Here is a 20713-nt window from a genome sequence, read left to right as displayed (position 1 = left end):
AACCTCCTGAACGTATGTTTGGTTTTAGTTTAGCACTTGCCTCAGAAAAGTAAAATAAAAAGTCCTCTAAATTAGAGAACTTTTCTAGTTATTATCATAATGCTCTGCTTGCTTGCGTTGGCTGAGTTCTAAGCCGATCTCAAGCGCGTTGGCAAGTAACTTGCGATTGTCAGATGTTAGAGGTAGGCCGTCAAAGTTTAGATCGGGTTCATTTTCAGTAAGATCGATCAAGTCTTTGATCTTGCGTGCGAGATCTTTTGCAGTTTGTTCATTATATTTGTGATAAAGCTTTTCTCCCTTAGGAATATCCGCAGACTTTTTACCTAAGATAAAATCAGTTGAGACATCGAAGATCTCGGCTAGTTTTAAGATCTCCTCTGCGCGTAATGGGCGATCACCATGTTCGATCCGCCCCATAACGTTTTTATTTAAGCCCATCAGCTTAGCAAGTTGTGCTTGCGATAGGTCGTGACTTTCTCGAAGTGTGATGATCACTTCGGGGATCGTTGACTTCATATCACACCTCCTTTATCAATTCGACCAAATAAAGCGCCAATGAAAAAAGTGGGTGCAAAATGAAGATGATTTATTGACATACCTATTTTGGAGTGATATATTCATAGTGCAAAGGATTTAGGTATATCTAAAAATTGTCTCTATTTTGTTTGCTTTGTTGAAAGGATCAGTATTACTTTCCCGTATACTGATCCATGTCCATTGACGATATTGAAACTTAATGCCAGCAATTGCGCCAACAATTAGCTGGTCAGCTTTGATCAATTATTCTGACACAATCATAGCATAATTTTTATATCCTGTCATTTTCAAGTTTTAGGCTAAGCGGTGAAGCCCCACTGTATCAGCCTTAGGGCGTTAAAAGCTTGTCGTCCTGAAATCAGTCAAGACCTGATAAGACATTTTTCTGGCATTATAAGTTATAGTGGCGGAAAGCCGATCTTTTTTGATCGAGCTTGTTCATACTTATCGGCATAAGGGGGGCCTGATGTGGGAACCCCTTTTTGCCTTACTAAAAATTAGGGGGAATCGACATGTTACTTATCAAGAGTAATAACTCAAAACAACAAGTGTTGAATCAAGCACTAAAAAAGTTGACAGAAGATCTACATTTGAAGCTGGTTGCGTTTGCAGCTGATGAATTTGGGGTCAACGAAGCAGAAATGGTCGTTTTTTTACTGGACCAACAATCACGCTTAAAGTTACCACTGCTACAAGAGGGATTATCGGAGCGCAAGATCAAAACTAAGGTGCTTGAAACGGAAAATTATGGACTTTTCCCAACGATTTGATGATAATCGCTTGCGAAAATTGTGTGCTTGTCCTTTAATTAATACATAGCAGTATTTTTTGAAGGGAAGAAAAACATGCAAAAAAGCAGTTTTAGTGAACGTTGTTTGAATATATTTTTACTGTTCGTCGTTATTTCGATGGTGTTATCCTTGGGCTTTACAGTCAAGGATGCTCTATTAGGTCCCACGGCAGAGCAAGGAGCAGCTTGGTTTTTAGCACTTGAGATCGTATTAGGTTTGATCATTGTACTGATCCCCAAGTGGGTCGCTAAGCGCTTGCGGATCTATTTACCACCAACATTGTATTTGTTCTTTGCCCTCTTTATTTATGGGTCAGTCTATTTAGGGACAGTCTATCATTTCTACAGTGTTCCATATTGGGATAAAGGGCTGCATTTGTTAAGTGGTGCATTGTTAGGTGGTTTTGCCTTTTCAGCCTTTGGCGCTTTAGTTCCAGATGATGCTATCGAAAAGATCTCACCCTTTTTTATTGGGATGTATAGCGTAGCCTTTGCGGTCTTTTGTGGTGTGTTATGGGAATTTTATGAGTTTACGTGTGATAGTTTTGGCATGAACCTCCAACGTTACATGCAGGCGGGACGTCCGTTAGTTGGACGCGCTGCGTTGATGGATACGATGGGCGATCTGTTCGCTGATTTTATCGGTGCCTTGCTTTTCGCAGTGATAGCTTATGTACAACTAAAGAAAAATCGTAATTGGTTAAAGAGTTTCTTCTTTAAACGAATTGAATAGTAATAATGATTTAAGGCTTTTGTGGTGCAAATATTACAAAAGCCTCTTTTTTTGAAAAAATAATAAAAAATTAAATATTATTTATTTTATGTTAAGAAGTTTGATTTGCTTATGAAATAGCATGCAAAAATGTGAGATATCTGTTAGTGTTAAGACAGGGACAAGAAAGGCGTGATGTCATGAAAGCATGGATCAAATGGAGTGTTTGTTTCGGAATGTTTCTCCAAGCTGCTTTAGGAGGCATCGTGATCGCTTGGTGGTTTTTCCCACAGGCAAGTATCTTCCAAAATATTTTTGCCTATCTACTGACTGACTTTGGTCAAAAGGTCATTTTAGGCCTTGGGATATATCTAGTTGTACTTGCAGTTTTGTGGCTTAGTTGGACGATCAGTCGTCCGACGACACAGGGCAGTATGACGATCCACCGCGATCATGCCAGTAAGGTTCAGATCGATCAAAAGGCAGTTGAGAATAATGTTCGTTTGACGCTTGGTAAGTATGATCTGTTTAACATTGAGGTCAAAGTTAAGTTGTTATCTAATCGAAAGCAAGCTGATGTAGTTGTTGTGGCGACGTTATCGCAAACGACCGATCCTACAGTGTTAGAGTCACAAATCACCCAAACTGTGAGGCGTGATTTAAAGGAGATGTTGAATATCGAACTAAGACGTTTAAATTTAAAACTTAAACCATATCATTATGATCAAAAAGTTACTATTGTCTAGGGATACAAAGAAATTGCGAGGTAAGCGATATGGAGAAAGAAAAGTTAGAACAGAAATTGACCTTTGATGATCAGGTGATCGAAAAAATTGCCGGGATCACAGCAAATCAAGTTCCCGGGATCATTTCACTTGATGGCAACATGTTCAGTGAATTTACCGATAAACTGACCCAAGGGACCGATAAGACCAAGGGGATCGAAGCTGAAGTCGGTGAAAAGCAAGTGGCGATCAAAATGGATGCCACGATCGAATATGGTAAAAGTGCCGAGACGATCTTTGAAGAGGTCTCAAGCAGAGTCCAAAAAGCTTTACGCGAGATGACAGGGCTAAATTTAGTGAAATTTGAAATGCATATCAACGACGTAAAAACTAAAGAAGAATTGCAACAAGATAATAAGTAGGAGGACCAAAAATGAGTGAAGAAAAATTAAAAGGCTTAAAAGACGAGGCAGTAGGTAAGGTCAAAGAGACTGAAGGAAAATTGACCGATGACAAGGTGCGCGAAACGCAAGGTAAAGCACAAGGATTGTTGGGTAAAGCGCGTGAAAAAGCAGCTGATCTGAAAGAAGATATCGAACAGGGTGCTGAAAAACTAAAAGAAAAATTTGAAAAAGACGATAAAAATAAATAAGGAAGTGATTTAAATGTTACATTGGCTTTGGGTATTGATCGTTGGTGCGATCATTGGTGCAATTGCAGGTGCCTTGACGAAAAATGGTGGTTCGATGGGCTGGATCAGTAATATTTTAGCTGGTCTGATCGGTTCATCATTAGGTGAAGCTTTACTAGGTGCTTGGGGACCACAGGTTGCGGGGATGGCGATCATTCCTTCGATCATCGGTGCGGTGATCTTGGTACTTATTGTGTCGGCTATCTTTAGTAGAAGAGCACATGCATAGTTAAAACGGCTTAGACTAGGGGCAATTGTCACTAGTCTTTTTTTGTAGACGGTTCAATTATTAAATATTAAAATTATGGTGAGGGGGAAGATACGGAGAGGATGGGCAGGATGGATATCTTAAAATTAAAAAATGTCGTTAAAATTTATAAAATGGCTGGAGGTGGCACCTTTGAGGCGTTGAAAAATATCAATGCGACCTTTTCAGCCGGTGAGTTAGTCTCGATCGTCGGTGAATCGGGGAGTGGAAAATCCACGTTGATGAATTTGATCGGTGGCTTGGATTCTGACTTTGAGGGTGAAATCAGTTATCGCGGTAAAAATTTGCGCGATTACACTGCACAAGAACTAGCTGATTACCATAAGAAAAGCATCGGGTTTATCTTTCAAAACTTTAATTTGATCCCCCATTTGAATTTGATCGATAATGTTGCCTTAGCGATGACGTTATCTAATGTCGATAAGGAGACGCGGGTCAAACGCGCTAAGGAACTGTTAGAAAAGGTTGGTTTAAAAGATCATCTCTATAAAAAGCCAGATCAGATCTCTGGCGGCCAAAAGCAACGCGTTGCGATCGCCCGGGCTTTGATCAATGATCCCGATGTTATCATTGCTGATGAACCTACGGGGGCTTTAGATGCTGAAACGACAGACAATGTTTTGGCTTTGATCAAAGAGATCGCGCAAAGTGGTAAGTTAGTTTTGATGGTGACTCACTCAGATCGTGTAGCTGCCCATTGTACACGGGTCTTGCGGATCGATAATGGAGAACTGGTTTCAGATGAAGTGACGGGTAAGTTAGAGCCCTTAGCGACGAGAACAGAACATGACGCTATCGAAGTCAAAAATATGAGCTTGTTCAATGCGATCAGATTAGCCTTTCTCAATATGAAAGCCAAATTGGGCCGTAATACTTTAGTTGCCTTTGGGACTAGTATCGGGATCATGGCAGTTGTTTTGATGTTATCGATCGGGCGGGGCGTAACTAATTATATTAAAGATACGATGAATAGTTACACCAATCCTAATGTGACAGAAGTCCATCGCCAAAGCATGATGCCTGATCCTGATAAGCAACCGGATATGGACGATCATGCAGAGATCAGTCGGATGCAACAAAACAATATGGCAGCTTTGACGGGCTCGGGAACAGATAATGATTTTACGACAAAAGATATCACAAAACTTAAAACTATCAAACATGTCGATCGTCTGGAAAAGGGCTATTCGACGCTTTCGTTAGGCACAAACAGTGTTAGTTATGGTGATAAAAATGCTACGATCATGACGTTACAAACGATGTCGAGCAATATCACCAAGTCAAGTATCGTTTCAGGTAAAGCCCCTGGAAAAGATGAGGTATTACTTGATAAGGGAACGGCAGATCTCTTGGCCAAGAATATTGTTGGTAAAGAAGTAACGTTCAAGCTAACGATCGATGGTAAGCAAGTCGAGCAAAAATTAAAGGTCAGCGGGACCTATGAACAGCAGGGGTCTAACTTCAGCACTGCGATCGTCCGTTATAGCGATCTAAAAGATATTTTTGCTCAAAATGGACAGACGTTGAAGCCTAATGTTGTCTATCTCTATACTAAGGATAAAGACAATACCGAAAAGATCAAAGATGAGGTCAAAAAGCTTGGTTTCAGTGGCTCGATGCAAGAAACGATGACTGAGATGTTTACTAAGATGATGGATGTCATCAGCTATGTCTTAGCCGCGATCGCCGCCGTTTCGTTAGTGGTCTCAGCGATCATGATCTTAGTAGTCTTGAATATCTCGGTGGTTGAACGCACTAAAGAGATCGGAGTCTTGAAAGCCTTAGGTGCTAGAAGAAAAGACATTCGCCGGATCTTTGTTTCAGAAGCTTTCTTGATCGGTCTCAGCTCAGGAATACTGGGAGTCGTGTTGACTTGGATCTTACAAGTTTTAGTCAACCATTTTACGGTAGCGCAGTTTGAGGTGCCAGTAGTGATGATGACGACTAACTATATTTTGACAGGGATCGTGATCAGTGTAGTCATCAGCATGTTAGCGGGACTTTTGCCAGCCGATCGCGCTTCAAAATTAGACCCAGTTGAAGCTTTGCGAAAAGAATAGTATATAAGGCCCTCACCACGTGGCATCGTGGTGAGGGCCTTGTTGTTATGTTAGTTTTGTTTGTTACATATTTTTTAGTAATAAAAGGGTCTTTTGATCATGTTCACCGTGAAAAAATTTATCCAGTACAGCTTGAAAAATGGGGTCGTTACTGGCTTTAAAAAAGAGTGTCATTGACGACTTGAGCTTTAGATCATCGGGAAAACCAAAGATCGTTTTAGCGTTATTGGTCGGAACTTGTAACAGAACTTCACACAATTGACGTAAATTGTTGCCTAAATATGGATCGGCCAAGAAGGCTTGGGCTTCATTGAGATCAGCTATCCCGTATAAGTGAGCGGTCTGACTTTTGCCTAAGCCACGTAATTGGGGAAACATGAACCACATCCAGTGGGAACGTTTCTTTTGTGCTTTGAGTTCGGTCATAGCTAGTTTGAAATATTGTTGTTGCGGAGCGGTAAATCTTGCTAAAGTCATTATTCATTTTCCTTTCCGATAGGGGAGTTATAGACCGTGTCGTGCAAGATATCTAGCAACTGTTTTTTAGCTGGTGTTATTACTTGAGTCGCACGTGTGACGATCGAGAGTAAGAATTTGGGCTGTTGTTCGTCTAGGAGTTCTAGAACGGAAAAGTCATCGTTGGGGCTGATCGCAATGTCTGTCAAACAGGCGATCCCCGTGTTGCTTGCGACCATGGATTTTAATACGTGGACGTAATTAGTACGGTAGATGATATCAGGTCGGAAGTGTTCTTTTTGAGCTAAGAGTTTGAGGACCTTATCGTGAATGAAACCTTCATTATGCACGATAAAGCGCTCGTCTTTTAATTCGGAAAAATAGACGGCCTTTTTTGAGGCTAGGGGATGTTGCTTGCTGACGATGATCTTAAATGACGCTTGAGCAAAAGTTTCAGCTTTTAGAGCGGGTTGGGTCAAAGGTTCAAGTGAGCCTAAGAGACAAAAATCAAGCGAGCCATCTAATAAGAGCTTAAGTAGAGCTTGTGAACCAGCTTCCCTAGTCTCGAGTTGTTCGATCAAACCAGTCGCGATCAATTTAGAAACGATATTGGGGAAAAAATAATTGCCGATGATCGGTGGTAGCCCAAAGAGTAATTTTTCTTGTTTAGCACGCAAAGCTTCTTTTTTAGCGATAGCTAACTCGTTTAAGATCACTTTTAAATGGGCATCAAATTGGTAGCCACTAGGGGTGACCAGTAATTCTTTGTGTGAGCGATCCCGGATAAAAAAGGTCGTTTCAAATTCTTCTTCGAGCCGCTTGATCGCTAATGTGACCGTTGGTTGGCTAACAGAGAATATCTGGGCAACTTTGGAAAAATTTTTTTCTTTGACTAATTGGTGGAAATATTCAAAATCTCTAATATTCATCTTCAGATCCTTGATTTGACAGCTTTTTAAAAGCTCATATTAATTTTACTAATAGTGTACCACAAAGTTGACTATAAAAATCGCACCGTTTTAAAATGAGTGACATCAATTGAGATCTAGTAAAAAAGGAGCCGATAAACATGGCAGATACAATGAACATTTTAAATAATCCTTTTTTAAATAAAGGAACAGCTTTTACAGTTGAAGAACGTAAAGAACTTGGTTTGACAGGTGCTTTACCAGCTAAGGTCCAAACTTTACAAGAACAAGCAGACCAAGCTTACGGTCAATTCAAGCGCAAATCAAGCCAATTAGAACAACGCCAATTCTTGATGACGATCTTTAATACGAATCGAACACTATTCTACTATTTGATGGGACAACATATCGTAGAATTTATGCCGATCGTGTATGATCCAGTGATCGCTGAATCGATCGAACAATACAGTGAGATCTTCACGCGTCCCCAAGAAGCAGCTTTTATTTCTGTTGATGACCAAGACAGCATCGAAGAGTCCTTGCGAAATGCGGCTGACGGGCGTGACATTCGTTTGATCGTTGTAACTGATGCTGAGGGTATCCTTGGTATGGGTGATTGGGGCGTTAATGGTGTTGATATCGCAGTCGGCAAATTGATGGTCTACACAGCAGCTGCTGGTATCGATCCAGCTCAAGTTTTACCAGTTTCACTTGATAACGGAACAAATAATGAAAAACTATTGAATGATCCTCTTTACCTTGGTAACCGCCATGCACGTGTTTATGGTGAAAAATACCATGCAATGGTCGACAAGTTTGTTGCTACAGCAGAAAAACTCTTCCCTGAAAGCTTACTGCACTTTGAAGACTTTGGACGCTCGAATGCAGCGGTCATCTTGGAAAAATATCAAGATAAGATCTTGACCTTCAATGACGATATCCAAGGAACAGGTATCATTTCGCTTGCTGGTGTCTTGGGTGCGATGAATATTTCTAAAGAAAAGATCACCGATCAGATCTTCTTGACTTTCGGTGCTGGGACAGCTGGTGTCGGGATCGCCAATATGTTATTTGATGAATTGGTTCGCGAAGGCTTGAGCGAAACAGAAGCTAAAAAGCACTTCTACTTAGTCGATAAACAAGGGCTTTTATTCGAAGATACAGAAGATCTAACTCCAGGTCAAAAAGCTTTTGTGCGCAAACGTTCAGAATTTGAGAATGCTGATGAGTTAACGAACTTAGAAGCTGTCGTTAAAGCAGTTCATCCAACTGTTATGATCGGGACCTCGACACAACCAGGTACATTCACGGAAAGTATCGTTAAGGAAATGGCAGCTCACACGAAACGTCCAGTGATCTTCCCATTGTCTAACCCAACACGTTTGGCTGAAGCTAAAGCAGAAGATCTTTTGAAATGGACAGATGGTCGTGCTTTAGTTGCAACAGGTATCCCAGCTGGTGATATCGAATATAACGGTGTAACTTACAATATCGGTCAAGCAAACAATGCTTTGGTCTACCCAGGTGTTGGTTTTGGTGCGATCGCGGCTAAAGCTAAGATCTTAAACGAAAAGATGTTGGCCGATGCAGCCCACGCTTTAGGTGGTATCGTTGATCCAGATCAACCAGGTGCTGCAGTGTTACCACCAGTTTCTAAGTTACAAGAATTCTCACAAACAGTTGCTCAAGTCGTAGCACAATCAGCGATCGATCAAGGCCTTGCTGGCGTGACAGACGCTAAGAAGGCAGTGGCTGATATGAAGTGGGAACCTAAATATTAATAAATTGATAAAAGGCCACTTGTTGGTCTTTTATCTTTGGCAGAAGAAAAAGGAGAATTATTATGGCAGTTTTTTTAACTTCCGTCTCAAGTGTGCTTGTGATCGTATTGATCATGGCACTTGGTTATATTTTACGTAAAACAGGTTGGTTTGCCGATTCATTTGGTGGCAATATCGCATCTTTGATCACTAAGATCGCTTTACCAGCTTCGATCTTTATGGGTGTGATGGATCACTTGACTCGGGAAAGCCTCTTAGGTTTAGGAAAAGGTATTATTTTCCCAGCCTTAGGTGTGATCATTGGTTATGTGATCGCTTGGTCAGCAGTTAAAGTCTTAAAGATCAAGCCGGGTCGTCGGGGGATCTTCATGAATGCGGTCGTTAACGCAAATACGATCTTTATCGGGATGCCTTTGAACAATGCGCTTTTTGGTGAAAAGGCGATGAGTTATTTCTTGATCTATTACATCATCAATACCGTTTCAACTTGGGCTTTTGGGGTCTACTTGATCTCAAATGATGATCCAACGGTCGATAAGAGTCAAAAGAAAGCTCATAAGATCAATTGGAAAAAAGTTCTACCAATGCCACTCGTTGGTTTTATCGTAGCGATCGTGTGGTTGCTATTAGGGATCCCAGTACCAAGTTTTATGGGACAAACCTTGTCTTATGTCGGTGCTTTGGTGACACCATTGTCCTTGATCTATATCGGGATCGTGTTATGTGATGCAGGTTTGAACAATTTCCGGTTCGAACGCGATTCGATTTTGGCATTATTAGGTCGTTTTGTGTTATCACCAGTCGTGTTGATCTTGTTGATCAAAGCAGGTGCAAGTTTTGGGGTCGACTTACCGACATTGATGCGTCAAACATTAGTTGTTCAATCAGCAACTCCAATGTTAGCCGTCTTACCTATTTTGGCAAAGGAAGCTCATGGGGATGTTAAATATGCGACTGATGTGGTCGTGATGAGTACTGTTTTATTTGTAGTCGTAGTACCGATCTTGATGGCGATCTTACAATTTATTTAGTGTAATATAAAGTCAGTTTTAGTGCTGTAAGCATTAGAACTGACTTTTTTAAATTTTTGGAAAATTCCTTGCATCATAGCCAAATTTGACTAAAATAAACTTACAAGTGATCAGCGAACTTTTCTTTTGTAATATTTAACGCAGGATAATATAATCTATAAAAAGATCATAAAAAAGGAAGTTTAATTTGAAACAACGAAAAAAAACGCAACGGATCGCCTTTTTAGCGCTATTTACAGCGATCATTATCATCCAAAATTTTATCCCATTTCTGGGTTATATTCCACTTGGCCCCCTTAATTTAACGATCATCCATATCACTGTGATCGTGGCTGCACTCGTTTTAGGACCTAAAGATGGTGCGATCGTCGGTGGAGTCTGGGGCACGATCACCTTTATTCGCGCCTTTGTTTGGCCGACGAGTCCCTTGGCAACGATCGTCTTTACGAATCCACTGGTCTCTGTTTTACCTCGGATCTTGATCGGGGTCGTGGCAGGCTATACATTTATGTGGTTATCTAAACGCTTATCCTCAAAGATCTTAGCTGCAGGTATCGCAGCCGTTTTAGGGTCATTGACTAATACATTGTTAGTTTTAGGCCAGATCTATCTCTTTTATCAAGGGCAAGCACCAGCCATGTATGCCTTGGATGTAGCAGCCTTGTTACCATATCTATTGGGGGTCGTGGCAACAAATGGGTTACCAGAAGCGGCTTTGGCAGCGATTATTGCCCCCAGTGTTTCGCTTTCTTTACTGAGAAAATTAAAAGCGTAGGTTCTTGATTTTTAAGAAAGGCGGTATTTTGTGGCACGTCGAAAAAAGAAAAATTACTCACAGTTACTTTTTTTAGGTTTTATAGTGCTACTAGCGGTAACATTTCTTACGGGCATGGCAGATAAATATTTTGCTACTAGTGAGACACCGCAAGCGACAACTTCAAATGATGAACAAGCTAAACAAAATTTTATCAAGCAACTTGCTCCGATCGCGCAAGCCGAACAGCGCCAGTATGGTGTTTTAGCAAGTATCACCTTAGCTCAAGCAGCCTTAGAGTCTGATTGGGGCAAAAGTGAACTTTCTGCTAAGTACAATAACTTATTTGGGATCAAAAATCCGAACGGGTCTTTGATGACAACGCAAGAATATGTCGATGGCCAATGGACTACGATCAAGGATACTTTTGCAGTCTATGGCAGTTGGGAAGATTCGGTCAAGGCGCATACACAACTTTTTGTTGATGGAACGGACTGGAATACCGATCATTATGGGCCAGTACTGCAAGCCAAAAATTATGAACAAGCAGCGTGGGCTTTACAAAATCAAGGCTACGCGACTGATCCTAATTATGCCGAAAAGTTGATCGCCTTGATCAAACAGTATAATTTAAATCAATACGATTTATGATACATTTCAGATATTTTGGTGTAAAAGCCGAATATTTGAGCTTGAAAACGAAAAATAGTTATGCTATTCTAGCTACAGGTTACTTATATAATGCCATAATCTGGTTGGCGAGTTTCTACCCAAGACCGTAAATCTTGGACTATGAGTAAAAAAACGTTAGGAGACCAGACTTTTGTTTTTGCCAAAGTCTGGTCTTTATTATTTTTAGGGGGCTATAGCTTGAAAGTATTAGAAGAACGCATCAAACAAGATGGTGTTGTTTTACCGGGAAACGTATTAAAGGTCAATCAATTCTTGAACCATCAGATCGACCCACAGTTGATGTATGAGATCGGCCAAGAATTTGAGCGTTTATTCAAAGATGAGGCTGTGACAAAGATCTTGACGGTCGAAGCTTCAGGGATCGCACCAGCTATCATGGCTGGACTCGTGATGGATATTCCAGTGGTCTTTGCGCGCAAGAAAAAGCCATCGACCTTGGATAGTGATGTCTATGCGGCTGAGGTCTACTCATATACTAAAAAGGTGACCAATACGATCTCAGTTGACCAAAAATTTTTATCGGAAACTGACCGCGTGTTAGTGATCGATGATTTCTTGGCTAACGGGCAGGCAGTCTTGGGCTTACTTGAGATCTGTCGCCAAGCTAGCGCCCATATCGTTGGAGCAGGGGTAGTTGTTGAAAAATCGTTCCAAGCTGGGGCTAAATTGATCAAAGAGCGCGGGGTAAGATTGGAATCACTTGCGCGGATCGCTTCTTTTGAAGACGATAAAGTGCACTTTGTGGGGGAATAACACGATGAAAAAAGCAAATAATAGTCAGGCGGCTTTACTAGGTTTACAGCATTTATTAGCGATGTATTCTGGAGCGGTGGCCGTTCCCTTATTGATCGGGACAGCCTTGAATTTTAACACCGAACAGATGACTTACCTGGTTTCGATCGACATTTTTATGTGTGGGTTAGCTACTTTACTTCAGCTTATGCGCAATCGTTATTTTGGGATCGGCCTGCCCGTTGTTTTAGGGTGTGCGATCCAAGCTGTCGAACCGTTAAAGATGATCGGAAGCCAATTTACGATCCAGACGATGTATGGGGCGATCATTGTGGCGGGGATCTTTGTTTGTCTAGTCTCGGGCCAGTTTTCGAAGGTCAAACGCCTCTTTCCACCTGTGGTCACAGGGACGTTGATCACTGTTATCGGTCTGACATTGATCCCGATCGCGATCCAAAATATCGGTGGTGGTAATGCTAGTGCTAAAGATTTTGGTTCACTTACCAATATCACTTTGGGCTTTTTGACGGTGATCTTGATTTTAGCGATCCAAGTCTTTGCAAAGGGCTTTTTGAGTTCGATCGCAGTCTTACTGGGATTAGTGATCGGGAGTTTAGTAGCTGCAGCGCTGGGGCTAGTTTCCTTGGCGCCATTACATGAAGCACCGTGGTTCCACGTACCACAGCCTTTTTACTTTGGGATGCCTCACTTTGAATGGTCATCTTCGGTTACGATGATCATCATCGCTTTGGTTTCCATGGTCGAATCGACGGGTGTTTATTTTGCTTTAGGGGATATTTTGAATAAAAAGATCACCGAAAAAGACCTCAAACTCGGCTATCGGGCTGAAGGGATGGCGGTCATTTTAGGTGGGATCTTCAATACTTTCCCATATACGACATTTTCACAAAATGTTGGCTTGCTTGAGCTTTCAGGGATCAAGACCAAGCGTCCGATCTATTGGTCAGCAGGACTTTTGATGCTGTTAGGGCTGTTGCCTAAGGTGGGGGCGTTAGCGACGATGATCCCGACACCGGTTTTAGGTGGGGCGATGCTAGTGATGTTTGCGATGATCAGTGTGCAAGGGATCAGGATCTTAGCTAATGTTGATTTTACCGACCAACGAAATATCTTAGTTGTGGCGGTTTCGATCGGTTTAGGTCTGGGCGTGTCGATCTATCCAAATATCTTCCAAAATCTACCGCGTGCAGTTCAACTATTCTTAGGTAATGGGATCGTGGTGGCAAGTTTAAGTTCAGTATTATTGAATTTGGCCTTCAAGGGTAGAGCAGGACTAGCTAAAAAAGATATCAAGCAACAAGTGCGTGTTTTAGAAGATGTAGACAAATAATGTGTGAAGCAGGTGATAGCCTGCTTTTTTTGTTAGGTGGCACAAAATATATTTTTAAAAATTTACATTATTAAAATACTGTCTTGCTGAGTAATGTGGTAAAATAGAAAGTAAGTATTAGTGATACGAGAGGTTGTGAGAGAATGGAACAAGAGATCCTTTTTCCAGGCGATACTTTAGGGATCATCGGGGGCAATCCCAACGGCATCATGTTAGCACGGGCGGCTAAGAAAATGGGCTTTACTGTGATCGTTTATTGTTCAGACGAAAGTAATCCCGTGTTAGCCGAAGCTGATGTAAAAATGGTCGGTAAGTTGAACGAAAAAACAAAGCTCCAAGATTTTGCACAGCGGTGTGACTTAGTAACTTATACCTCAGAAAACATTGATGTTGAGGCGGTCAAATTCTTGCAACGCTTCACGCGGGTCCCCCAAGGTAGTGATACGTTGGAGATCACGCAGGACCGCTTATTAGAACGGGCTTTCTTTGAACAACTCAATATCAACGTTGCGCCGTATGCTACGATCGTCAGTTTAGATGATGTTTACCAAGCAGTCAGTTCGATCGGTTATCCATGCATTTTAAAACCGATCCAAAAAGGTTTTGGCAAGCGCCGAAAACAGATCATCAAAAAACAAACCGACATTGCTAAGTGTGCGGACATAATCGATCTAGGGACCTATATTCTCGAGTCATGGATCCCGTATGAAAAGGAATTATCCCTGACTTTAGCCCGAGATAAAGACGGTAACTTGACGTATTTCCCGATCGCAGAAGATTATTATCGCGAACACCGTTTACATGCGACCTTGGCACCAGTAGCTTTAGATGGTGAAGTTGCAGCTGAGGTCAAGCGCTTGACAGCTGAGATCGTCAAAGAACTGGATTATGTTGGGGTCTTACAAGCAGAATTTTTCTTGACTAAGAGTGGTGCTTTGTATATCAAACGGATCATTCCGGCATTATATGCTTCAGGTTATGTATTTGATAAGGCGACCGACGTTTCGATGTTTGAACAACATTTGCGTGCCTTGGCACAGATCCCTTTGTCTAAACCTAACTTGGTAAAACCAACTGAGATGGTGATGATCGCGACCAAGGATACCGATGCTTTGCGGACACAATGGGTCTTAAAGGATAACTGGCATTACAATTATTTCCGTTATCCTAAATCGCTTCATCCCGTTAAAGCTGAAGGCTATGTTCTAGTGACCGCTGATTCGAGCAAACATGCCAAGGAACAAGTCGAAGCAACTGGGATCTGGGATGAGATCACAGCTGATGATGAAATAGTTGAATAGTATTTTTTAAGACGCACGGTATTTATATCGGCGTCTTTTTACATCTTGTTTGCTAAGATTTAAGTAATTTTAAAGAATAGGGCTGTAATATTTGCTATAATAGGCATTGATTGAAAATTTTAGAGGGGATTTGAAAATTTTGACAGCAAGAAACTTATTAGATGGCATGAATGATAAGCAAGCAGAAGCTGTAGCCTGCACTGAAGGGCCACTACTCATCATGGCCGGTGCCGGTAGTGGGAAAACACGGGTCTTGACACACCGTGTAGCCTACTTGATCGAAGAAAAAAATGTAAATCCTTGGAATATTTTAGCGATCACCTTCACCAACAAAGCAGCGCGGGAAATGCGTGAGCGGATCAATAAGTTGATCGCTGAAGGTGCAGAAGATATTTGGGTCTCGACTTTCCACGCTTTATGTGTCCGGATCTTACGCCGTGATGCTGAAAAGATCGGCTATGATCGCAATTTTACGATCGCAAGCACAAGTGAGCAACGGACTTTGATGAAACACATTTTAGCGGATAACTTAAACGTTGACGTTAAAAAATTCGAGCCCCGGGCCGTTCTGAGTGCGATCTCGAACGCCAAAAATGATTTAAAGACACCAGCAGAACTAAGAAAAGATGCAGCTGATCCATTTTCACAGGTGGTAAGTGATGCTTATGAATTATACCAAGAGCAGTTGCAAAATAATCAAGCTTTGGATTTTGATGATCTCATCATGCAAACGATCCGGTTATTTAAAGAATCACCAGAAACATTGGCATTTTATCAACGTAAATTTCACTATATCCATGTGGATGAATACCAAGATACTAACGAAGCTCAATATCAATTGGTCAGCATGTTAGCTCAAACATATCGTAATCTATGTGTTGTGGGGGATGCTGATCAAAGTATTTACGGTTGGCGTGGAGCTAATATGGAAAATATCATGAATTTTGAGGAAGATTATCCTGATGCGACCGTGATCAAGTTGGAACAAAATTATCGTTCAACTAAGACGATCTTGCAAGCGGCTAATGAAGTTATCGAAAATAACATCAATCGTAAAGCTAAAACATTATGGACACAAAATGCAGAAGGCGAAAAGATCCATTATTATCGTGCAGATAATGCCAACGATGAAGCCTTTTATGTCGTTAAGCAGATCCAGCAAAAGATGCGCACTGAAGGTAAGCATTATGGCGATTTTGCTGTCTTATACCGCACAAATGCCCAATCACGTGTGATCGAAGAAACATTTGTCAAAGCTAATATCCCGTATAAATTAGTTGGGGCTCACCGGTTCTACGATCGAAAGGAAATTTTGGATATTTTAGCTTATCTGCGTTTAGCTGCCAATCCGAATGATTCCTTGAGTTTTGCGCGTGTTGCTAATGAACCTAAACGGGGGATCGGGGCAACTAGTTTGGCTAAATTGCAAGCATTTGCTGAGATGAACGGTCTTTCCTTGATCGAAGCAGCAGAAAACGTCATTATGACTGGCGTAAGTGGCAAGGCAGCTACCCAATTAGAAAGTTTCGCTAAGTTGATCCGGCGCTTCAATGAATTGGAGAAAACTAAGAATATCACTGAGTTGACGGAGATCATTTTAGATGAATCGGGCTATAAACAAAGCTTACAAGCTAAAAATACGCTTGAAGATCAAAGTCGCCTAGAAAACTTAGAAGAATTCATGTCTGTAACAAAGCAATTTGATGAAAACTGGGAACCAGAAGAAGAAAATAGCGATCCGTTCGTTGATTTCTTAGCTGACCTAGCTTTGGTTTCTGATCAAGATAGCGTTGATGAAGATCCAGATGAAGTGACCTTGATGACATTGCACGCCGCTAAGGGTCTGGAATTTCCAACAGTCTTTTTGATGGGCTTAGAAGAAGGGATCTTCCCGTTAGGCCGAGCTGTGATGGATGAAAGTGAGCTCGAAGAAGAACGGCGCTTGGCCTATGTTGGGATCACCCGGGCTGAAGAAGAACTCTACTTATCAAATGCCTTCTCGCGGATGCTCTATGGACGGCGCCAGAGCAACCAAGTTTCCCGCTTTATCAGTGAGATCTCCGATGAATTGTTGCAAAGTGATAACGAAACTTTAGCTGATTATCAACCAAAAACCAAAGTCGATGTTCCTTTTGCTAAGAAGCCAGTTTACCGCAAACCAGCTGGAACTGTCGAAAAAAGCCAAGGAACTGGGGCTGAAAAGAAACAATGGAATATCGGTGATAAGGTCTCCCATAAAGCCTGGGGTACAGGGACTGTGGTCAAGGTCAGTGGTAGTGGTGAAGATATCGAACTTGATATCGCCTTTGCTGGCCAAGGGATCAAGCGACTATTAGCGGCCTTTGCACCGATCACTAAGATTTAAAAAGAGGTAAAAGAGATGGAAGCAAAGACTTTAGAAGAGGTCAAAGATCTACGTGCTCAATTGAACAAATGGAGCCATGAATACTATGTGTTAGATCGACCAACAGTGGAAGATCATGTCTATGACGCTACCTATCAACGTTTGGTCGAACTTGAAACTAAGTATCCTGAGCTCGTAACTGATGATTCACCTACTAGACGTGTCGGCGGTCAAGTTTTAAGTGGCTTTGAAAAGGTCGAACATGAGATTCCGATGCTTTCACTAGGCGATGTTTTTTCAAAAGCAGAACTAGCCGAATTCAAAACCAAACTAGAGGAAAATGTAGCCAAGACTTTTGCTTATAGCTGTGAATTAAAGATCGACGGCTTAGCGATCTCATTGGTCTACGAAAAAGGTGTCTTTGTCAAAGGTTCGACCCGTGGCAACGGGATCATCGGTGAAGATATCACGGAAAACTTAAAAACGATCAAGGCGATCCCTTTGCGTTTAAGTGAACCGATCGACGTTGAAGTCCGGGGCGAATGCTATATGCCAAAAGAGTCATTTCTAAAATTGAATAAGGCGCGCGAAGAACAGGGCCAAACAGTCTTTGCTAACCCAAGAAATGCTGCAGCTGGTTCATTGCGGCAATTAGATACCAAAGAAACAGCCAAGCGTAATTTAAGTGTCTTTATGTATTATTTGATGGAGCCCGAAAAATTTGGGGTCGCGACCCAAAGTCAGGCTTTAGCTCAATTAAAAGCATGGGGCTTCAAAGTCAATGAAGAAGCGATCGTAGCGAGTGAAATGGCTGAGATCGATGCCTATATTGATAAATATCAGGCTAAACGGGCACAACTAGCTTATGAGATCGATGGGATCGTGATCAAAGCTGATCCGTTTGCGATCCACGCCGAAGTTGGAAATACGGTCAAAGTTCCGCGTTGGGCGATCGCTTATAAATTTCCACCAGACGAACAAGAAACGATCGTCCGTGAGATCGAATGGACGGTGGGACGGACTGGAGTGGTGACACCAACGGCCGTGATGGATCCAGTGACTTTAGCGGGGACCGTGGTTTCAAGAGCTTCTTTACACAATCCTGATTATTTGCAACAAAAAGACATCCGCCTCGGTGATACTGTCAAATTACACAAAGCAGGCGACATTATTCCAGAGATCTCAGAAGTTGTGTTGGCTAAACGTCCAGCTTCAAGTCAACCTTATACGATACCGACAGAATGTCCTGAATGTGGCGCAAAACTGGTTCATTTGGATGACGAAGTTGCGTTGCGGTGTATCAATCCGCAGTGCCCAGCCTTATTAAAAGAAAGTCTGACGCACTTTGCGTCGCGAAATGCGATGAACATAGATGGGTTAGGGCCACGGATCATTGAACAACTTTTCGACAAGAAATTGATCAAAGATGCGGCGGGGCTATATAATTTGACCTTTGATGAATTATTGACGTTAGATAAATTCAAAGAAAAATCAGCCAATAATTTGTTACAAGCGATCGAACAGAGCAAAGCTAACTCATTAGAACGGTTACTTTTTGGCTTGGGGATCCGGCATGTGGGGGCCAAAGCGGCATTTATCTTAGCCCAACACTTTAAGACGATCCAAGCTTTAAAGAAAGCAACGGTAGCAGAGATCGTAGAACTTGACTCGATCGGCGAAACAATCGCGGATGCTGTGGTGACATATTTTGAAAATGAACAAGTTGACCTATTATTGGAAGAATTTACTGCAGCTGGAGTTAATTTGACTTTCCTAGGTCAGAGCGCTGAAGAGCTAGCCGAGCAAACAGCCGATGATCCATTGAATGGTCTGACCGTAGTTTTAACGGGAAAACTCGACAAGATCAAGCGAGCGGAAGCTAAACAGATCTTAGAGGCGCATGGTGCTAAAGTAACAGGGAGCGTTTCGAAAAAGACCGACCTTTTAGTTGCAGGTCATGATGCTGGTAGCAAATTGACTAAGGCCCAAGAATTAGGAATAAAAATTATTGATGAAGATGAATTTTTACGGCAAACAGGAGGCAATTGATGAGAAAGAAGTATTTAGCATTAGTTAGCTTATGTGCAGGTACCATGTTACTTTCAGCCTGTGGTAATTTAGGAAGCAGTGGCTCTGGCAATTCAGTCACGCAATCAACGCAACAATCCAAAAAGGGTTACCAAACTACGGGTCAAGTAGATACCTCCGATTATCAAGGTGTGATCGAAAATGGACGTTATTTAACGAGTAAGGCTCGTGGTGTCGGGATCGTTCAAAATTCAGAAAATATGTTGAATTTAAAGAGTTTTGAAAGTGGCATGACAACCTTATCTAAAGAGGAATTTCCCACCAAAGATTACATTTTCCGCGAAGGCCAATTGTTGACCAAAGGCACGGTTCAAGATTGGCTCGGGCGTAAGTCAAAGGATAACCCGACTGGTCTAAATCCTGAAGATAATGGCGAAAAAGACGCAGACAAGCGCAATCCGATCTATATCCAACAGATCGAAGAACAAGATTACATGAAAGAGACCGATGGCAAACTGGAATTAGCTGGGATCACGATCGGTATCGGAATGAATCGTAAGGATTATTACCAAAAAGAACAGTATGGTGCGATGTACACCACTAATATCTCCAAGGAAAAAATGGAAGAAGAGGGTAAAAAAGCCGCAGCTGAAGTCTTGAAGCGGGTCAGAAAACTCGATGGTGCATCAGATGTACCGATCTTGATCTGTATGTATGAACAAGCGCCTAATGATAGTTTGGTCGGGGGAACTTTCTATGCTTATAGTGTGAGTGATGGTGATACTTTGGGGAGTTGGAAGGAAACTAATCTCCAAACCTCAGTCTTGCCATCAATAGCAGAAAATGGTGCGGTCAACGATAATGATGAAAGTTCCTTCAATGCTTTCAAAAATAAGACGCAAAGCTTTTTCCCTAACTTAGCTGGGGTAACGGCTCAAGCCAAGTATAAGAATAAGTCACTCCAAGAACTGCACGTTAAGATCACGACCCAATTTTACAGTGAAACTGAGATCAGAAGCTTTACGCAGTTTGTTTCTCAGATGGCAAAGACCTACTTGCCGGGTGATATTCCGATCGATATCACGATCAAAGGCTCAGATGGTGAAGTTCAAGCCTTTCTAGCTCGCGAAAAAGATAGTGGTAACTTCTATGCCCACGTCTTTGATGATTAGAATAAAATTGACTATAAAAAAGTCAGCAGATCTATGCTAAAATATTAAGCAGATATGCAAGAAAGAAGGATGAAGATGGCGATCAGCGCAAATGAAGTAAAGCACGTTGCAAGTTTGGCAAAGCTTGAATTTAGCGATGCAGAATTACAAAAATTCACCGGTCAAATGGACCAGATCATCAATATGGTACAACAATTGAGTGAAGTCGATACGACAGATGTACCGGTAACGACAACTGTGACGGATGCCTTTAATGTGATGCGAGAAGATATCGCAGTTAAGGGGACCGACCGTGAATTGTTGATGGAAAATGTACCTGAAAGAAAAGATGGCTTTATCAAAGTGCCAGCAATTATTGATGAAAGCGAGGAAGGCTAGC

At 41.7% G+C, this 20713-nt stretch carries 21 protein-coding genes and 1 riboswitch; of the genes, 18 read left to right on the top strand and 3 right to left on the bottom strand.

Going from position 1 to position 20713, the window contains the following annotated elements; translation table 11 throughout:
* Positions 1 to 84: 84 nt before the first annotated feature.
* Positions 85 to 516 carry a helix-turn-helix domain-containing protein gene (locus FC30_RS04830; RefSeq protein ID WP_010689643.1) on the bottom strand — a complete coding sequence of 144 codons (432 nt, stop codon included), beginning with the start codon at positions 514 to 516 and terminating at the stop codon, positions 85 to 87.
* 533 nt (positions 517 to 1049) lie between these two features.
* Here FC30_RS04830 and FC30_RS04825 point away from each other — a divergent pair.
* From FC30_RS04825 to FC30_RS04795, 7 genes are all read left to right on the top strand, one after another.
* The gene (locus FC30_RS04825) at positions 1050 to 1307 is read left to right on the top strand and encodes a hypothetical protein (RefSeq protein ID WP_010689642.1); all 258 of its coding nucleotides are present in this window, start codon (positions 1050 to 1052) and stop codon (positions 1305 to 1307) included.
* Positions 1308 to 1382: 75 nt separating this feature from the next.
* Positions 1383 to 2060, top strand: a complete 678-nt coding sequence (locus FC30_RS04820) for a DUF2238 domain-containing protein (protein ID WP_010689641.1) — start codon at positions 1383 to 1385, stop codon at positions 2058 to 2060.
* A 179-nt stretch (positions 2061 to 2239) separates the two neighbouring features.
* Positions 2240 to 2785 carry an alkaline shock response membrane anchor protein AmaP gene (gene amaP / locus FC30_RS04815; protein WP_010689640.1) on the top strand — a complete coding sequence of 182 codons (546 nt, stop codon included), beginning with the start codon at positions 2240 to 2242 and terminating at the stop codon, positions 2783 to 2785.
* Between the two features lie 29 nt (positions 2786 to 2814).
* Complete coding sequence (locus tag FC30_RS04810; RefSeq protein WP_010689639.1) at positions 2815 to 3186, top strand: Asp23/Gls24 family envelope stress response protein; 372 nt, start codon at positions 2815 to 2817, stop codon at positions 3184 to 3186.
* Between the two features lie 11 nt (positions 3187 to 3197).
* Positions 3198 to 3416 carry a CsbD family protein gene (locus tag FC30_RS04805; protein ID WP_035447505.1) on the top strand — a complete coding sequence of 73 codons (219 nt, stop codon included), beginning with the start codon at positions 3198 to 3200 and terminating at the stop codon, positions 3414 to 3416.
* Between the two features lie 13 nt (positions 3417 to 3429).
* Positions 3430 to 3684: a GlsB/YeaQ/YmgE family stress response membrane protein gene (locus FC30_RS04800; RefSeq protein WP_029507343.1), complete on the top strand. Its 255-nt coding sequence runs from the start codon at positions 3430 to 3432 to the stop codon at positions 3682 to 3684.
* Positions 3685 to 3794: 110 nt separating this feature from the next.
* Positions 3795 to 5783, top strand: a complete 1989-nt coding sequence (locus tag FC30_RS04795; RefSeq protein ID WP_010689555.1) for an ABC transporter ATP-binding protein/permease — start codon at positions 3795 to 3797, stop codon at positions 5781 to 5783.
* Between the two features lie 63 nt (positions 5784 to 5846).
* Here the strand turns inward: FC30_RS04795 and FC30_RS04790 are convergent, their stop codons facing one another.
* A complete protein-coding gene (locus tag FC30_RS04790) occupies positions 5847 to 6260 on the bottom strand; it encodes a DUF1810 domain-containing protein (RefSeq protein ID WP_010689554.1) in 414 nt (137 codons plus the stop codon).
* Entirely contained in the window at positions 6260 to 7168 is a 909-nt protein-coding gene (locus tag FC30_RS04785) for a LysR family transcriptional regulator (RefSeq protein ID WP_010689551.1), read from the bottom strand. Before FC30_RS04785 ends, FC30_RS04790 begins: the two co-directional genes overlap by 1 nt.
* Before the next feature lie 140 nt (positions 7169 to 7308).
* Between FC30_RS04785 and FC30_RS04780 the strand changes: the two genes are divergently transcribed.
* The 11 genes from FC30_RS04780 to gatC all read left to right on the top strand — a co-directional run bounded on the left by FC30_RS04780 (position 7309) and on the right by gatC (position 20712).
* Positions 7309 to 8928, top strand: coding sequence for a malolactic enzyme (locus FC30_RS04780; protein ID WP_010689549.1), 1620 nt, complete (start codon positions 7309 to 7311; stop codon positions 8926 to 8928).
* A 62-nt stretch (positions 8929 to 8990) separates the two neighbouring features.
* Positions 8991 to 9959, top strand: coding sequence for an AEC family transporter (locus FC30_RS04775; protein ID WP_010689546.1), 969 nt, complete (start codon positions 8991 to 8993; stop codon positions 9957 to 9959).
* A gap of 187 nt (positions 9960 to 10146) precedes the next feature.
* A complete protein-coding gene (locus FC30_RS04770) occupies positions 10147 to 10734 on the top strand; it encodes an ECF transporter S component (protein ID WP_010689545.1) in 588 nt (195 codons plus the stop codon).
* A gap of 30 nt (positions 10735 to 10764) precedes the next feature.
* A complete protein-coding gene (locus FC30_RS04765; protein WP_010689543.1) occupies positions 10765 to 11364 on the top strand; it encodes a glycoside hydrolase family 73 protein in 600 nt (199 codons plus the stop codon).
* 63 nt (positions 11365 to 11427) lie between these two features.
* Positions 11428 to 11526: riboswitch (purine riboswitch) on the top strand.
* Between the two features lie 57 nt (positions 11527 to 11583).
* A complete protein-coding gene (locus tag FC30_RS04760; protein ID WP_010689541.1) occupies positions 11584 to 12159 on the top strand; it encodes a xanthine phosphoribosyltransferase in 576 nt (191 codons plus the stop codon).
* A gap of 4 nt (positions 12160 to 12163) precedes the next feature.
* On the top strand, positions 12164 to 13489 hold the full coding sequence (locus FC30_RS04755) for a nucleobase:cation symporter-2 family protein (RefSeq protein WP_056938483.1): 1326 nt from the start codon (positions 12164 to 12166) through the stop codon (positions 13487 to 13489).
* A gap of 143 nt (positions 13490 to 13632) precedes the next feature.
* The gene (locus FC30_RS04750; protein ID WP_010689539.1) at positions 13633 to 14790 is read left to right on the top strand and encodes an ATP-grasp domain-containing protein; all 1158 of its coding nucleotides are present in this window, start codon (positions 13633 to 13635) and stop codon (positions 14788 to 14790) included.
* A 166-nt stretch (positions 14791 to 14956) separates the two neighbouring features.
* Positions 14957 to 17155 (top strand): DNA helicase PcrA, encoded by a 2199-nt coding sequence (gene pcrA / locus FC30_RS04745; RefSeq protein ID WP_143828598.1) that lies wholly within the window; start codon positions 14957 to 14959, stop codon positions 17153 to 17155.
* A 15-nt stretch (positions 17156 to 17170) separates the two neighbouring features.
* Positions 17171 to 19183: an NAD-dependent DNA ligase LigA gene (gene ligA / locus FC30_RS04740; RefSeq protein ID WP_010689537.1), complete on the top strand. Its 2013-nt coding sequence runs from the start codon at positions 17171 to 17173 to the stop codon at positions 19181 to 19183.
* Positions 19183 to 20334, top strand: a complete 1152-nt coding sequence (locus FC30_RS04735; RefSeq protein WP_010689536.1) for a CamS family sex pheromone protein — start codon at positions 19183 to 19185, stop codon at positions 20332 to 20334. Before ligA ends, FC30_RS04735 begins: the two co-directional genes overlap by 1 nt.
* 75 nt (positions 20335 to 20409) lie before the next feature.
* On the top strand, positions 20410 to 20712 hold the full coding sequence (gatC, locus tag FC30_RS04730) for an Asp-tRNA(Asn)/Glu-tRNA(Gln) amidotransferase subunit GatC (protein WP_005917887.1): 303 nt from the start codon (positions 20410 to 20412) through the stop codon (positions 20710 to 20712).
* Position 20713 lies beyond the last annotated feature (1 nt).

The organism is Ligilactobacillus animalis KCTC 3501 = DSM 20602 (genome assembly GCF_001434535.1).
Lineage (GTDB): Bacteria > Bacillota > Bacilli > Lactobacillales > Lactobacillaceae > Ligilactobacillus > Ligilactobacillus animalis.
This window is presented reverse-complemented; position numbering and strand designations above follow the sequence as displayed.

Coding starts and splice junctions, on each gene's coding strand:
- gatC (WP_005917887.1), top strand. CDS start 20,410: ATGGCGATCAGCGCAAATGAAGTAAAGCACGTTGCAAGTTTGGCAAAG.
- ligA (WP_010689537.1), top strand. CDS start 17,171: ATGGAAGCAAAGACTTTAGAAGAGGTCAAAGATCTACGTGCTCAATTG.
- FC30_RS04755 (WP_056938483.1), top strand. CDS start 12,164: ATGAAAAAAGCAAATAATAGTCAGGCGGCTTTACTAGGTTTACAGCAT.
- FC30_RS04810 (WP_010689639.1), top strand. CDS start 2,815: ATGGAGAAAGAAAAGTTAGAACAGAAATTGACCTTTGATGATCAGGTG.
- FC30_RS04825 (WP_010689642.1), top strand. CDS start 1,050: ATGTTACTTATCAAGAGTAATAACTCAAAACAACAAGTGTTGAATCAA.
- FC30_RS04830 (WP_010689643.1), bottom strand. CDS start 516: ATGAAGTCAACGATCCCCGAAGTGATCATCACACTTCGAGAAAGTCAC.
- FC30_RS04735 (WP_010689536.1), top strand. CDS start 19,183: ATGAGAAAGAAGTATTTAGCATTAGTTAGCTTATGTGCAGGTACCATG.
- FC30_RS04775 (WP_010689546.1), top strand. CDS start 8,991: ATGGCAGTTTTTTTAACTTCCGTCTCAAGTGTGCTTGTGATCGTATTG.
- FC30_RS04790 (WP_010689554.1), bottom strand. CDS start 6,260: ATGACTTTAGCAAGATTTACCGCTCCGCAACAACAATATTTCAAACTA.
- amaP (WP_010689640.1), top strand. CDS start 2,240: ATGAAAGCATGGATCAAATGGAGTGTTTGTTTCGGAATGTTTCTCCAA.
- FC30_RS04820 (WP_010689641.1), top strand. CDS start 1,383: ATGCAAAAAAGCAGTTTTAGTGAACGTTGTTTGAATATATTTTTACTG.
- pcrA (WP_143828598.1), top strand. CDS start 14,957: ATGAATGATAAGCAAGCAGAAGCTGTAGCCTGCACTGAAGGGCCACTA.
- FC30_RS04805 (WP_035447505.1), top strand. CDS start 3,198: ATGAGTGAAGAAAAATTAAAAGGCTTAAAAGACGAGGCAGTAGGTAAG.
- FC30_RS04795 (WP_010689555.1), top strand. CDS start 3,795: ATGGATATCTTAAAATTAAAAAATGTCGTTAAAATTTATAAAATGGCT.
- FC30_RS04750 (WP_010689539.1), top strand. CDS start 13,633: ATGGAACAAGAGATCCTTTTTCCAGGCGATACTTTAGGGATCATCGGG.
- FC30_RS04800 (WP_029507343.1), top strand. CDS start 3,430: ATGTTACATTGGCTTTGGGTATTGATCGTTGGTGCGATCATTGGTGCA.
- FC30_RS04780 (WP_010689549.1), top strand. CDS start 7,309: ATGGCAGATACAATGAACATTTTAAATAATCCTTTTTTAAATAAAGGA.
- FC30_RS04785 (WP_010689551.1), bottom strand. CDS start 7,168: ATGAATATTAGAGATTTTGAATATTTCCACCAATTAGTCAAAGAAAAA.